Annotated in this window: 10 protein-coding genes and 1 pseudogene; 6 read left to right on the top strand and 5 right to left on the bottom strand. The window is 63.3% G+C overall.

Features of this window, described 5'->3' with window-relative positions; translation table 11 throughout:
• The first annotated feature begins 37 nt into the window (after positions 1 to 37).
• From ACNFBR_RS21915 to ACNFBR_RS21925, 3 genes are all read left to right on the top strand, one after another.
• A complete protein-coding gene (locus tag ACNFBR_RS21915) occupies positions 38 to 1021 on the top strand; it encodes an SCO family protein (protein ID WP_416736733.1) in 984 nt (327 codons plus the stop codon).
• An 80-nt stretch (positions 1022 to 1101) separates the two neighbouring features.
• Complete coding sequence (locus tag ACNFBR_RS21920; protein WP_416736734.1) at positions 1102 to 3429, top strand: putative bifunctional diguanylate cyclase/phosphodiesterase; 2328 nt, start codon at positions 1102 to 1104, stop codon at positions 3427 to 3429.
• Between the two features lie 172 nt (positions 3430 to 3601).
• On the top strand, positions 3602 to 4582 hold the full coding sequence (locus ACNFBR_RS21925) for a site-specific integrase (RefSeq protein WP_416736735.1): 981 nt from the start codon (positions 3602 to 3604) through the stop codon (positions 4580 to 4582).
• Here ACNFBR_RS21925 and ACNFBR_RS21930 read toward each other — a convergent pair.
• Together ACNFBR_RS21930 and ACNFBR_RS21935 are read right to left on the bottom strand one after the other, a co-directional pair.
• The gene (locus ACNFBR_RS21930; RefSeq protein WP_416736869.1) at positions 4572 to 5681 is read right to left on the bottom strand and encodes an SMP-30/gluconolactonase/LRE family protein; all 1110 of its coding nucleotides are present in this window, start codon (positions 5679 to 5681) and stop codon (positions 4572 to 4574) included. The two genes, ACNFBR_RS21925 and ACNFBR_RS21930, sit on opposite strands and share 11 nt — an antisense overlap.
• A 54-nt stretch (positions 5682 to 5735) precedes the next feature.
• Positions 5736 to 6296: pseudogene (locus tag ACNFBR_RS21935) on the bottom strand (SDR family NAD(P)-dependent oxidoreductase); the annotation flags it as partial.
• Between the two features lie 126 nt (positions 6297 to 6422).
• Between ACNFBR_RS21935 and ACNFBR_RS21940 the strand changes: the two are divergent.
• The gene (locus ACNFBR_RS21940; RefSeq protein WP_416736736.1) at positions 6423 to 7331 is read left to right on the top strand and encodes a LysR substrate-binding domain-containing protein; all 909 of its coding nucleotides are present in this window, start codon (positions 6423 to 6425) and stop codon (positions 7329 to 7331) included.
• A 120-nt stretch (positions 7332 to 7451) separates the two neighbouring features.
• On the opposite strand, the gene ACNFBR_RS21945 is transcribed toward ACNFBR_RS21940, so the two are convergent.
• Both ACNFBR_RS21945 and ACNFBR_RS21950 read right to left on the bottom strand, forming a co-directional pair.
• On the bottom strand, positions 7452 to 8591 hold the full coding sequence (locus tag ACNFBR_RS21945) for a glycerate kinase (RefSeq protein WP_416736737.1): 1140 nt from the start codon (positions 8589 to 8591) through the stop codon (positions 7452 to 7454).
• Positions 8592 to 8809: 218 nt separating this feature from the next.
• Positions 8810 to 9907, bottom strand: coding sequence for a sugar diacid recognition domain-containing protein (locus ACNFBR_RS21950; RefSeq protein WP_416736738.1), 1098 nt, complete (start codon positions 9905 to 9907; stop codon positions 8810 to 8812).
• 163 nt (positions 9908 to 10070) lie between these two features.
• On the opposite strand from ACNFBR_RS21950, the gene ACNFBR_RS21955 reads away from it, so the two are divergent.
• Complete coding sequence (locus ACNFBR_RS21955) at positions 10071 to 11399, top strand: MFS transporter (RefSeq protein ID WP_416736739.1); 1329 nt, start codon at positions 10071 to 10073, stop codon at positions 11397 to 11399.
• Positions 11400 to 11596: 197 nt separating this feature from the next.
• A complete protein-coding gene (locus tag ACNFBR_RS21960; protein WP_416736740.1) occupies positions 11597 to 13156 on the top strand; it encodes an FAD-dependent oxidoreductase in 1560 nt (519 codons plus the stop codon).
• Here the strand turns inward: ACNFBR_RS21960 and ACNFBR_RS21965 are convergent.
• Positions 13106 to 13504, bottom strand: coding sequence for an RHS repeat-associated core domain-containing protein (locus ACNFBR_RS21965; protein WP_416736741.1), 399 nt, complete (start codon positions 13502 to 13504; stop codon positions 13106 to 13108). The two genes, ACNFBR_RS21960 and ACNFBR_RS21965, sit on opposite strands and share 51 nt — an antisense overlap.
• Positions 13505 to 13546 lie beyond the last annotated feature (42 nt).

Consider the following 13546-nt stretch of genomic DNA (forward strand, 5'->3'; position numbering starts at 1 on the left):
TGCGGCCCCACTGCAACCAACCAACGAGGATCGCATCATGCACGGTTCATGGCGTTTCCTGCTGGTACTCGCGCTGTTCGCCGCCAGCATTCCATTCTGGCCACTGCAGCCACCACAACCCGTGGCCGAAGAAACCGCCAGCCCCTGGGGGGCCAACTATTTTCCCAACATCCCCCTGCTTACGCAGGACGGCGAAAAAGTGCATTTCTTCGACGACCTGATCAAGGACAAGGTGGTCGCCATCAACTTCATCTTCACCGGCTGCTCCGACTCGTGCCCGGTGGAAACCGCCCGCCTGCGCCAGGTGCAGAAAATCCTCGGCGACCGGGTCGGCAAGGACATCTTCCTCTACTCCATCAGCATCGACCCTTACAACGACACCCCCGCTACCCTCAAGCGCTACGCCGAAAAATTCGGCATCGGCCCTGGCTGGACGCTGCTGACCGGCGAGCCCGACGATATCGAGCAACTGCGCCGTAGCCTGGGCCTGTGGATCGATGGCCTGGAGAACGGCCGCTCCAAAGACCACAACCTGAGCCTTATCATCGGCAACCAGGCCACCGGCCGCTGGATGAAGGCCTCCCCCTTCGAAAGCCCGTACATCCTCGCCGACCGCCTGGGCAACAGCCTGCACAACTGGAAGCAGGCCAGCGCCATGACCAATGACTATGCCCAGGCCCCACAGGTGCGCCCGCCCAGCAGTGGCGAGCAGATCTTTCGTACCCGCTGCTCGTCCTGCCACACCTTGGGCAACATCGAGCCAGGTCAGCCAGGTATCGGCCCCGACCTACTGGGCGTGACCCGCCAGCGTGACGCCAACTGGCTGACCCGCTGGCTGAAAGAGCCCGACCAGATGCTGGCCGAAAAAGATCCCCTGGCCATGCTGCTGTATGAGCAATACAACCGCCTGGCCATGCCCAACATGCGCCTGGGCGATGCTGAAGTCAGCGCCTTGATGAGCTACATCGAAGAGGAAACCACGCGCCTGCAAACACCCGTGGCGAATAGGGAAAACCCCTAAAAGCGATTAGCCATCAGTCATTAGGCTGTCATCTTACTGTCGTATTTTTTGACCATCACCCAGGGTCGGGAACTTCAGCAGTGAATCGCCGTTCGCTTTCCTCCTCCAGCCTTCTGCGGCTGCTGATCCTGATGCTCTGTGCAGCGACCCTGGCCTTTCTCTGGGGGCTGCACATCACCCAGAAAGCCGCCGCTCGCCAGGATGCGCTGTCGGCCAAGGCCGCCGAACACCTGAACCTGGCCAGTATCGTCGGCGAAAGCCTGCGTCAGCTGGTTGACCGCGCCCAGGCGGTGGGCCGGGTTACCCAGGACGATATGAAAGCGCTGCGCCAGGGTACCTTCAGCCTGGCGCGCATCCTGGCCGAAGACCCCGTGTTCAAGCGCATGGCCCTTTACCACCGGCAAGGTCAGCTGCTGTCGGCCAGCCATGCCGGCGAGGCCGTCGAGCTGCCAGCCGACTGGTTGCGCCAGCTGCGGCGGCACGTTGGACGCTACGGTTTCAAACCTTTCCTGCCAAGCATCGAGCCACCTGGCCAACCCGCTGCCCTGCCCACCGCGCGCCTGCCCTTCCTGCTGCCGTTGACCGACCCGAGCGGCCGAGAACTAGGCAACATACTGGAGGTGCAACTGGACATCAGCTACCTGGCGGTGCTGTTCCAGCATATCGACCTCGGTAACAGCGGCTTGGTGCGTCTGCTTCAGGATGACGGCCTGGAACGGCTGCGTATCGGCACCAGCGGCGTGGTGATAGCCGGTGATACCCTGCAGCCCAGGTTGCCGGCGTTCGACGAACAAGCGGGCATGTTGACGCAGTACCTGGCAGGCGATGCCTATCAAAGCCTGTACCGCCGAGTAGCTGAGCGAGGATTCAGCGTTGTGGTCAGCCAGCGTCAGGACGAAATCCTTGCACCCTCGGCTTTGGCCTATACCCGGCAGTTCTGGTTGAACCTCAGCATGACCCTGATGATCCTCGCCAGCCTGCTGTGGACGTTGCGCCTGCTGCGCAAACGCCAGGAGGCCTTCAGCGCGCTGGAGCATGCCCAGCAGGTCAACCAGCAACTGATCGGGCGTCTTGAGGACGAGCACCGGCGCAGCAGCCACGCCGCCGCCACCGACCACCTCAGCGGCTTGCACAACCGCCGCCAGTTCGTCGAGGTGGCTGGCCAGGCGCTGACTCGGCAACGTGGCAAGCGCCGGCTGATGGCGATCCTGTTCATCGACATGGACCGTTTCAAGTCCATCAACGACTCGCTCGGGCACAAGGTTGGCGACCTGCTGCTGCAGGCCGTGGCCGGGCGCATCCAACGCTTGCTGGCCCCCGGTGACGAGGCCTCGCGTTTTGGCGGCGACGAGTTCGTGGTGCTGCTGGCCGGCGAGCGCAGCGAAGAGCAGATCAACGCCTGGGTCCGTGAGTTGGTGCAGAAACTGTCGGCCACTTACGCCCTGGATGGTCAGGAGGTCAACACCAGCCCAAGTGTCGGGGTGAGCATCTGCCCGCGCGACGGCCAGGACATCGACAGCCTGATCCGTAGCGCCGACGCCGCGATGTATTCGGCCAAGCAGGCCGGGCGCGCGCAGTATCGCTTCTTCGACCCCTCGCTGAACCTGGCCGACATCCAGGCCTTCACGCTGGAACAGGCCTTCGGCAGCGCCCTGGCCGAGCGCCAGTTCGTGCTGCACTACCAACCGCAGATTCGCCTCGACACCCAGCAAGTGCTGGGTTACGAAGCGCTGGTGCGCTGGGACCACCCGGCGTTCGGCTTGCTGTACCCGGACCGTTTCATCGAACTGGCCGAGCGCAGTGGTTTCATTGTCGAGCTGGGCTGGGAGGTGCTGCGGCTGGCCTGTGAAGCATTGTCGAGCTGGGAGGCCCAAGGCCGAGGGGCACGGTTGGCGGTCAATGTCTCCGCCCTGCAGTTGCGCCAAGCCGACTTCGCTACCCGCCTGCTGAGCAAGTTGCAGCACCATGGGATCGCGCCCCAGCGGCTGGAGCTGGAAATAACCGAAACCACCATCCTCGACCCCGAAGGCACGGCGGTGACCCACCTGCACACGCTGCGCAGCGCAGGCCTGGGCATCAGCCTGGACGATTTCGGTCGCGGCTACGCCGGTTTTGCCCACCTTCACTCGCTGCCGCTGAGCAAGCTGAAGATCGATCGATCACTGATTGCGGCGCTGTCCAACAGCCATGACGACAGCCCTATCGTGTCTTCCACCATCATCCTGGCCAAGCGCCTGGGCCTGGAGGTGGTGGCCGAGGGCGTGGAAACCCGTGAACAGGTGGTGTGCCTGAAGCTTGCCGGCTGCGATATCGCCCAGGGCTACTACTTCAGCCGAGCGCTGTCACCGGCACAGTTATGCGATTACCCGCCCTTCAACGGCGTCGAAGACAAGGCATGTGTGTACTGAAAACACTGGGAGGCGCCTTGCGCGATTCTTGTGGGAGCGGGCGTGCCCGCGAACACCGGCGTAGCCGGTGCCATCCACCGCGTCGGATGCTTCGCGGGCACGCCCGCTCCCACAGGGCTCGCAGCGCCTGTGACATCGGGTGTACAGGACAGGCAAACCATTTCGGTTTATCGTGTACCGATCGCCCACCGACACCCGCACCATGACCGATATCGAGCGCTACCTTCGCGCCGCCACCCGTGACAACACCCGGCGCAGCTACCAGGCCGCCATCGAGCACTTCGAAAGCCATTGGGGCGGTTTTCTTCCGGCCACCGCCGAAAGCATCGCCCGCTACCTGGTGGACCACGCCGACCAGCATGCGGTGAGCACCCTGCGCCAACGCCTGGCCGCGCTCAGCCAATGGCACGTCGCGCAAGGCTTTCCCGACCCGACCAAGGCGCCGCTGGTGCGTCAGGTGCTGCGCGGCATTCGCACCCTACACCCGACACCGCCCAAACAGGCTGCCCCGCTCTTGCTGCAACACCTGCAAACCGCCGTGGCGTGTTTTGACGAAGAAGCCCGTCAAGCCCGCGAACACCACGACCTGGCAGCCCTGCGCCGGGCTCGACGTGACAGCGCGTTGCTGTTGCTGGGTTTCTGGCGTGGTTTTCGTGGTGATGAACTGGCACGCCTGCGCATCGAGCATATCCAGGCCGAAGCCGGTGTCGGCATTACGCTGTTCCTGCCGCGCAGCAAGGGCGACCGCGAAGCACTGGGCGTGCAACATCGTACCCCTGCCCTCAAGGCCTTGTGCCCGGTCACTGCCTACCTGCAATGGCTGGAAGTCGCCGGCATTGCCCACGGGCCGGTGTTTCGCAAGCTCGACCGCTGGGGCAACCTCGGCGACAGCGCGCTCAACAGCAACAGCCTGGTCGGCCTGCTGCGGCGCATGCTGGAACGTGCCGGAGTACCGGCCGCGCTGTACACCGGCCATTCGCTACGCCGTGGGTTCGCCACCTGGGCAACCGCCAATGGTTGGGAACTGAAGTCGCTGATGAGCTATGTGGGGTGGAAGGACGCTAAATCGGCGTTACGCTACATCGACTCGGCGCAGCGCTTTGGCGAACTGGCCGTGCTACCGCCTAGTCAGGCGCAACGCCTTATTCCTTGAAGCTGTGCCGGGCGACGCCGCCCGTTTCCGGGCGAATGGCATACAGGTCGCCAGCATCCGGGTAATGGTGCAGGTCTTCGGGGCTCATGTCGAAACGTGCAGTGCTGATGTACAACGTGTTCATCCCCGGCCCGCCGAAGCAGCAACTGGTGGGGCAAGGAACCGGCATCAACACCTGGTCGGTCAGGTGGCCGTGGCGGTCGTAGTGCAGCAGGCAACTGCCATGGTACTGGCACACCCACAACCCGCCGTCGCGGTCCAGCGCCAGGCCATCCGGCCGTCCCAGTTCGGCTGGGGTTTCGGCAAACAGCGTCACCGCGCCCAACCGGCCTTCCACCCAGTAATCGGCGCGGTAGATAGCGCGCGCCGCTGAGTCGACGAAGTACACCGTATGGCCGTCTTGCGACCAGGCAATCCCCGTGGGCAAGGCCATATCGTCATGAATCACCTGGTCGCTCAACTGCCCGTCAAAGCGGAACAGCGCTCCGGTATTACCACTGAGCGCATCGTCCATCAGCCCAGTCACGAAGCGGCCTTGCGGGTCACAGGCACCGTCGTTGAAACGGTAGGTCGAGCGCGGATGGACCGATGCCGAATGCTGGCATACCTTGCGCGACTGCATATCGAAGATGGCCACACTGGCATCCTCGGTGAAGATCAGGTTGCCCCGGTCGGTCAGCGCCAGGGCGCCGATGCGCGCGGCAGATTCGTAGAGGCTCTCGACTTCGCCATCGGGCGTCAGGCAGTTGATGCGCCCACCAGAAATATCGACGAAGTACAGTGCGCCGCTGCGCTCATCCCAGACCAGGCTTTCACCCAGGTCCGCACGCGTGTTGGCGACTTTGACTGGCACGTAGTTGCATTCCTTGATGCGGTTCCAGCGCTCGGCCACCTGCGCCAGGTCGCCGGCCTGCACGCGGCCGAGGTCCCGAGGGTAGTTGACGCCACTGTTTTCGTTGAAGCGAGTGGCGGTGAACTGGCCGTTGCTGGCACGCAGGATATAGCCAGTGTCATGGCACAGTGCACTGGCCAGGTACAGCACACCGGGCGTGACCCACTCGGGTTTCAGCTCTTCGGGCGGCTGGCTGATGCCCCACATGCGGGTCTTGGCCACCGGCGAAATGGCGTTGACCAGGATGCCATGCTCCAGGCCCTCCATGCTCAGGGCATTCATGATGCCGACCTGGGCCATCTTGCCAGCGGCATAAGCCACCAGGCCAGGCTGCGCATAGCGCTGGTACATGGCGCGGTCCGAGGTGGTCAGCACTACCCTTGGCGCCGCGGAGCGTTTGAGGTGTGGCCAGGCATGCTTGGCCAGCCATACGGGTGCCTGCACGTTGATGCCCAGCGCACGTTGCAGGAAGGCGTCGTCCTGGGCCTCGATACGCTGGTAATCGACCCATCCGGCATTGTGGATGAGGATATCCAGCGCACCGAACTGCTCGATGGCCAGCTCGACCAGTTGCTTGCAGGCCCCCTCGTTCTCCAGGTGCCCAGCATGCCCGACCACCGCGAAACCCTTGGCGCGCATGGCCGCCAGTGCGTGCTCGAGCGCCGAGGCGTCCTGCCCTTGCCCCGAGCGGTCGGTACCCAGGTCGCTGATGACGACCCGCACGCCGCGTTCGGCCAACGCCATGGCATAGGCCAGGCCCAGGCCCTGTGCGGCACCGGTGATGACCGCAACTTTGTTGTGGAAAGGGTCTGTAACGGGCATTTCTGGCTACCTTCAATTCTCCTTTTTACGATATCAACAAAAAAATCAATGACTTAATATTAAAAGCATGCAACTTTGATATCTCATGGATATCACCGCCGAGTCGCCGCGCCGCAGGATTTCAGGATGATCGAAACACGTTTGCTCCGGCAGTTCATCGCCGTGGCCGAAGAGCTGCATTTTCACAAGGCCGCCGAGCGCCTGCACATGGCGCAACCACCGTTGAGTCAGGCCATCAGCCGCCTTGAGGAAAAGCTCGGTTTTGGCCTGTTCCTGCGCAACAAGCGCGGCGTTCGGCTGACGCCGGCAGGCACGGCTTTCCTTGATACGGCTTACCGCACGCTGGCGGAGCTGGAACAAGGGATCGAGTACGCCCGCAATGTGTCGGCGGGGGTTAGCGGCAAGCTCACCATCACGGCCATTTCCATCGCCTATTACGATTCGCTGCTTAGCAGCCTGCGGCGCTTTCGCGAGACTTACCCGAACGTGCAGTTGACCATCCGCGAGATGCCGTCGGCCTCGCAGGCCAAGGCGTTACTGGCCGGCGAGGCGGACATCGGCTTCATGCGCAGGTTGCCACTGCCAGCCGGCACCCTGGAAGCACGCTTGTTGCTTGACGAGCAGATCGTCATGGCCCTGCCCGCCAGCCATCCCAAGGCAGCGCACGAGGACGTCGACCTGCGCGACTTTGCCGATGAGGACTTCGTGTTTACCCCGCAAGCGCTGGGCGGCGGCTACCACGCGCAATTGGTCGCGCTGTGCGAGTCGGCCGGTTTCTACCCCAAGGTGGTGCAGGAGGCCGCGCAGATCCACACCCTGCTTGGGCTGGTGGCCTGCGGTTTTGGCGTGGCCCTGGTGCCAGCGTCGTTCGTTGGTTCAACCCCGCGCGAGCGAGTTCAGTTTCGCCCGATCCGACCGATCGATGGGCAAATTGCCCCTGGTCTTGGGCTGTACATGAAATGGAGCGCCCAGAACGCTTCGCCGGCGCTGGCCAACTTCATTGCCATGTTCAATTGCCAGCATCTTGACGAGTAACCCTGTGGGAGCGGGCACGCCCGCGAACACCGGCGAAGCCGGTGCCATAGATCCGCAGCGCCTACCTGCTTCGCGGGCACGCCCGCTCCCACAGGGTTCACCACAGGCTTCGGGATAGCCTCATGTTCGCTTCGTGCAGCGCCAAAGCCGTCCAATGTCACAAGCCCGCGCCTGCAGCAATTCAGCGGCATTGGCGCACGCCTGCTCCAGGCTCATCGGCCCGCTGGCCAGGGCGAATGCAGCATCGACACCGTGGGCATACAGCTGCTGATATCCCTCCCCCAAGGTCCCGGCCAGCACTACCACCGGCACGCCATGACGCTTGGCAACCCGGGCAACGCCCATGGGTGTCTTGCCGCGCAGTGTCTGGGCATCGAAGCGGCCCTCACCCGTCACCACCAGGTCTGCCCCCTGCACCAAAGCATCGAGGCCGACCAGTTCGGCCACCACCTCCACGCCCGGGCGGAATTGAGCACCCATGAACCCTCGGGCGGCGAAACCCATGCCACCTGCCGCGCCACTCCCAGGGAAACTGCGTACATCCTCACCCAGCAGCTGCGCACAGTGGTCGGCAAAGTGCCCCAATGCCTGGTCCAGCGCCTGCACCTGCTGTGGGCTGGCACCCTTCTGCGGGCCGAAGATCGCCGATGCACCGTTAACGCCACACAGCGGGTTGTCAACGTCTGCCGCTACTTCAAACTGCACCTCGGCCAGACGCGGGTCGAGTTCGCTGGCATCGATGCGGGCCAACTTGGTCAGGGCCTCGCCGCCCTCGTCCAGCGCATGCCCGTCGGCATCCAGCAGGCGCAGGCCAAGCGCGCGCAACATGCCACTTCCGGCATCGTTGGTAGCACTGCCGCCGATGGCCAGTACCACCCGCTGCGCACCGGCGGCCAGGGCCGCGGCAATCAGTTCACCGGTGCCCCAGGTGCTGCTGCGGCACGCATCGCGCTGGCCGGTTGGCACCAACTGCAGGCCACTGGCCTGGGCCATTTCAATGATTGCCGTGCGGCTATGCGGCAGCCAGCCCCAGCCAGCCTCGACGCTCTGCCCCAGGGGGCCGCGCACGGCCTGACGGCGCAGTTCGCCGTGGCAGGCGGCCAGAATCGCCTCCATGGTGCCTTCACCGCCGTCGGCCATCGGGCACTCGACCCGTTCAGCGTCCGGCCACGCTTCGCCAAGGCCTGCCGCGATGGCACGGGCGACACCGGCAGCGTCGAGGCTGTCCTTGAACGAGTCGGGGGCAATGACGATCTTCATGAGGGTTCTCCTATCCTGATAAGCGGCATGCTGACAGGTGGCTGCCAAGGAGGCCTCGGTCAAATGCACAAAACGCCGGGCGGGTTGTTTGGGCAGATGCCTTTGCGGTTGGCCTTGTAGGAGCAGCCTTGTGCTGCGAAGGGCTCCGCACGGTCGCGGCAGATGTGTTTCCTGGGCCGGCCTCTTCGCAGCACAAGGCTGCTCCTACAAGCGTCGTCTCAATCTGCCGGCAGCAGCTGCAATCCCAAATACAAACTAAGCATCCCTTCCATGCGCAGTGGGTCGACCTCGCCCAGTTCGGCAATCCGCTCCAGGCGGTAGCGCAGGCTGTTGCGGTGAATACCCAGGGCATCGGCACAGGCCTGGCTCTGGCCGTCATGGGCACACCAGGCGCGCAGGGTGGCGAGCAACTGGCCACTGCTGTCCCTGGCGCGAATACGCTGCAACGGTTCCAGCAACTCATCCAGCGCGTCATCGTTGCGGTGGCGCCACAGCATCGCCGGCAGCCGGAAACGCTGCAGGCTAAGCAAGCGTTCGGTGGGCAATATCTCACGGCCATAAGCCAGCAAGTCACGCACCCGGCGGTAACCCCGGCGCAACTGCTCCAGGCTCTGTGCGGCACTGCCCAGGGCCAGCCGTTCCACTTCCCAGCCATGGCGTTGCAGGCGCTCCAGCAGGCGCAGCTCATCCAGGGCTACGCCTGCCGGGCGGCACCACAGCAACGACTGGCGCGCGGGGCTTACGCACCAGCTATCCGGGTAACGGCTCATCAACCACGCGGCCAGCGCCTCGGCGGCAGGCCCGGAGGCAATTTCAAACAGGCACGGTACCCTCGGTAATTGGGGTTTCAAACCCAGCTGGCGAGCTTCGTCAAGCAAGCGCGGCGAGTCACCGCTACCACCTAGCAACAACGCCAGCAGGTCGTCGCAGCGCTGCCTTCGCCATTGCTGGTCAGCCTGCAGATTGCGCTGGGCCAGCAGCATTTCGGCGGTCATGCGTACCAGTTCGCCATAGGTGCGCACCTGTTGCGGGTCACCAGTCAGGCCCAGCACGCCCATCAGCCGGCCATCGAGCATCAACGGCAGGTTAACTCCCGGCTGCACACCCTTCAGGCACTTGGCCGCGTCAATGTCCAGCTCGACGATCCGGCCGTTGGCCAACACCAGCTGCGCCCCCTCGTGACGGGTGTTGATGCGCTCCGGCTCGCCGCTGCCCAGGATCAAGCCCTGGCTGTCCATGACATTGACGTTGCACGGCAGGATGGCCATAGCCCGGTCAACGATATCCTGCGCCAGGTCATGGTCGAGTTCGAACATTGCGTGGTCCTTTAGGTGTTAGGCTTTTGGGCTCGGGCACAGCAGCCTGGGCCGAGCGCTGTGCAAAAGCACAAAGACAGGCTAGCCGCAGTCCCCGAGACTCGTCAGGGCGAGCGCCGGAACAGGCGACGCGGCGAAAACCATAACAACAGAGAACCCGATCATGGCACACAGCCCCGCCCCTGACCACGGCACGGACACCACCCGCAACGCGCTGTACCGGCGCATCACCCTGCGGTTGATTCCGTTCATTTTCATCTGCTACCTGTTCAACTACCTGGACCGCGTCAACGTCGGCTTTGCCAAGCTGCAGATGCTCGACGCCCTGAAATTCAGTGAAACGGTGTACGGCCTTGGCGCCGGCATTTTCTTCATCGGCTACGTATTGTGCGGCCTGCCAAGCAACCTGGCGCTCAACCGCTTTGGCCCACGGCGCTGGATCGCGCTGATGATGATCGCCTGGGGCAGCCTCTCCACCTGCCTGTTGTTCGTCACCACCCCAACCGAGTTCTATACCCTGCGCCTGCTCACCGGTGCCGCCGAAGCCGGCTTCTTCCCGGGTGTGGTGCTGTACCTCTCGCGCTGGTTCCCGGCGGCCCGACGTGGGCGCATCATGGCCCTGTTCATGTCGGCGATACCGGTATCGGGCCTGCTCGGCGGGCCGTTCTCTGGGTGGATCCTGGAGCACTTCGCCGCAGGCCAGCACGGCTTGGCCGGCTGGCAGTGGATGTTCCTGATCCAGGGCCTGCCGACGGTTGCCCTGGGCGTACTGGCGGTGTTCCTGCTCAGCGATGGTTACCAGAAAGCCGCCTGGCTGAGTCCGGCCGAACGCCAGCTGATCGCCGCCGACCTGGAGGCTGATGCCGCCAGCAAGCCGAACACCACTGGCGACAGTGTGTTGGCCGTATTGACCAACCCGCTGATCTGGACCTTCGGCTTCGTCTACTTCTGCATCCAGAGCGGCGTCTACGCGATCAACTTCTGGCTGCCTTCGATCATCAAGAGCATGGGCTTCGACAATCCGCTGCTGATCGGTTGGCTGAGCGCTATTCCCTACCTGCTGGCCGGTGTGTTCATGATCCTTTGCGGGCGCTCGGCGGACCTGCGCAACGAGCGCCGCTGGCACCTTGTGGTGCCAATGCTGATGGGTGCCATCGGCCTGCTGATTGCGGTGAACTTCGCCGGTAACCCGACCATTGCCATTCTTGGCCTGTCGATTGCCACCATGGGCGCGCTGACCGGTTTGCCCATGTTCTGGCCGATGCCCACGGCATTGCTCAGCGCCGGTGCCGCCGTGGCAGGGTTGGCAATCATCAACTCGGTAGGCCAGATGGCCGGCTTCCTCAGCCCGTACCTGGTGGGGTTCATCAAGGACCAGACCGGTTCCACCGATGCTGCGCTGTACTCGTTGGCAGCACTGATCGTTGTGGGTAGCCTGGTGGCCTTGCGCGTTACTCGCGCGGGTGCGCTGAGTACTGCACGGGCCAATTGAGGCATTCGCGGGCTCGCCCGCTCCCACAGGATCATCACCAACTCAAAGTCTATGGTGTCCCTGTGGGAGCGGGCGGGCCCGCGAAGAGGCCAGCCCTGGCTATACAGAAACCACCCTTCACACCGATCGTCAGCTCAACGCATCCCCTTCCCAGCCCAGGCGTCAAATGGTTCCAAAGGCCCCTTTGGAGAAGCCCCATGACCCAACACGCCGTGGCACGCCTGGCCCAACTCGCCGAACACCGCCCTTTGCGCGTACAGGCCGGCAGCGAAGAGCTCATCCTTATCCGCCAGGGCGATCAGGTACATGCTTACCAGGGCAACTGCCCTCATGCAGGTGCCCCCCTCGATGAAGGTGTGGTTTGCGGCGGTCTACTGGTCTGCCCCTGGCACAAAGCGGCATTCGCCGTTGACGACGGGATGGTCTGCGAACCCCCTGCGCTGGCTGACCTGCGCCGCTACAAGGCTTGGGTAAAAGAGGGTGAAGTGTGGGTCGATGACCAACCGCTGCCGGCGAGCGAACCGCCCAGGCACAGCGATGCCCGCTGTTTCGTGGTGGTCGGTGCCGGTGCCGCCGGCAGCGCTGCGGTTGCCACCCTGTTGGCCCATGGTTTCGCTGGCCGACTGGTATGGGTCGATCAGGAGCGTCAGCCCGCCTACGACCGCACGGCCCTGAGCAAATTCGTGATTGCCGGGCAGATGGCGCCCGATGAAGTGCCTGCCCTGCTCGAAGCCGACGCTTTGCGCCAGGGCCAACTGGAGCGCAAGCATGGCAAGGTGCGCACACTGAACAGCCAGAAGCGCCAACTTACGCTCGCCGATGGTCAGCAGATCGATTACGACGCCTGCCTGCTGGCAACCGGTGCCAAAGCACAGCGCCCAGACATACCCGGTGTCGACCTGCCCGGGGTGTTCACCCTGCGCTCACGGGAGGATGCCGCACAGTTGCTCGACGCAGCCGAGCCGGGCCAGCCGGTGGTCATCGTCGGTGACGGCTTCATCGGCCTGGAAGCTGCCTCGGCATTGCGCAAGTACGGCGTTCAGGTGCACGTGGTCACTCGCCATGAAGTTCCACTGGCCCGACAGCTAGGTGAACGCATCGGTCGCAGCATTCGTGAGCTGCATGAACGTAAAGGGGTCACCTTCCATGGCCCCACTGAAGTCGAACGCATCGAGGGTCAGGACAAAGTCCAAGCCGTGCGGTTGGCCAACGGTGAACGGCTGCAGACGTCCCTGGTGCTGTTCGGCACCGGGGTAAAGCCGGCCACTGCCTTCCTTCAAGGCGTGCCGCTGATCGAGGACAAATCTGTAAGGGTCGACGCAGAAATGCGCGCAGCCGATGGTTTGTGGGCAGCAGGAGACATCGCCACTTTTCCCCTCACAGGTCACCCGGCGCGTATCGAACACTGGCGCCTAGCCCAGCAACAGGGCGTTATCGCCGCTGCCAACATGCTGGGAGAACAGCGCCGCTATGCCGATGTGCCGTTCTTCTGGACCTACCAGCACGGCCGTACCTATGAAGTGCTAGGCCACGCTCGGGACTGGAACCGGATCGAGTTCGTCGGTGAGCCAGAAGAAGGCGATTTCATTGCTTTCCAGTGTGTGGATGAAAGGGTCCAGGCCGTGATCGCCAAGGGGTACTCCGATGCCATGGCGACTCTGTCGCAACGTATGAAGTACCCATTGACGTTCGATGAGTCAATCAAGCTAGTTGACACGAATCTTTCTGACCCGCTCGGTGATGAAGTGAACTGCTGAGAATAAATTAATCGCATTGTCAAATGAGGCTACCCATTTCGGATGGCGCCGGGTTGGCGCTTTCTGGTTGACCGGGTCAGCGCCACAATACACATATCTGTTAGCCCTGCCCTTAGCAAAAGGGCTTGGCGCAGCAGGACTGTAGAATGTCCCACGCGCAGGGCTGTAGAAGCGTTTGCCTTGTTCCAGAGGATAACCTTGTATTACCCAATCCATTGGCTGCCCATGGAAGCCTGACAAAAACGCGCTCGTTGCGTCCTGGGTAAAACCATAAGCCGTATAGACGTAATGGTGGCGGGGTGAAGGGTCTTGTTCGTCACATTGGTTGAAGCAGCATTCAATTGCCATGGGGACTTTCCTTTGTCCGAATCAAATGGGTACGGGCCAAAC

The organism is Pseudomonas sp. NY11955, assembly GCF_048068035.1.
Classification (GTDB): domain Bacteria; phylum Pseudomonadota; class Gammaproteobacteria; order Pseudomonadales; family Pseudomonadaceae; genus Aquipseudomonas.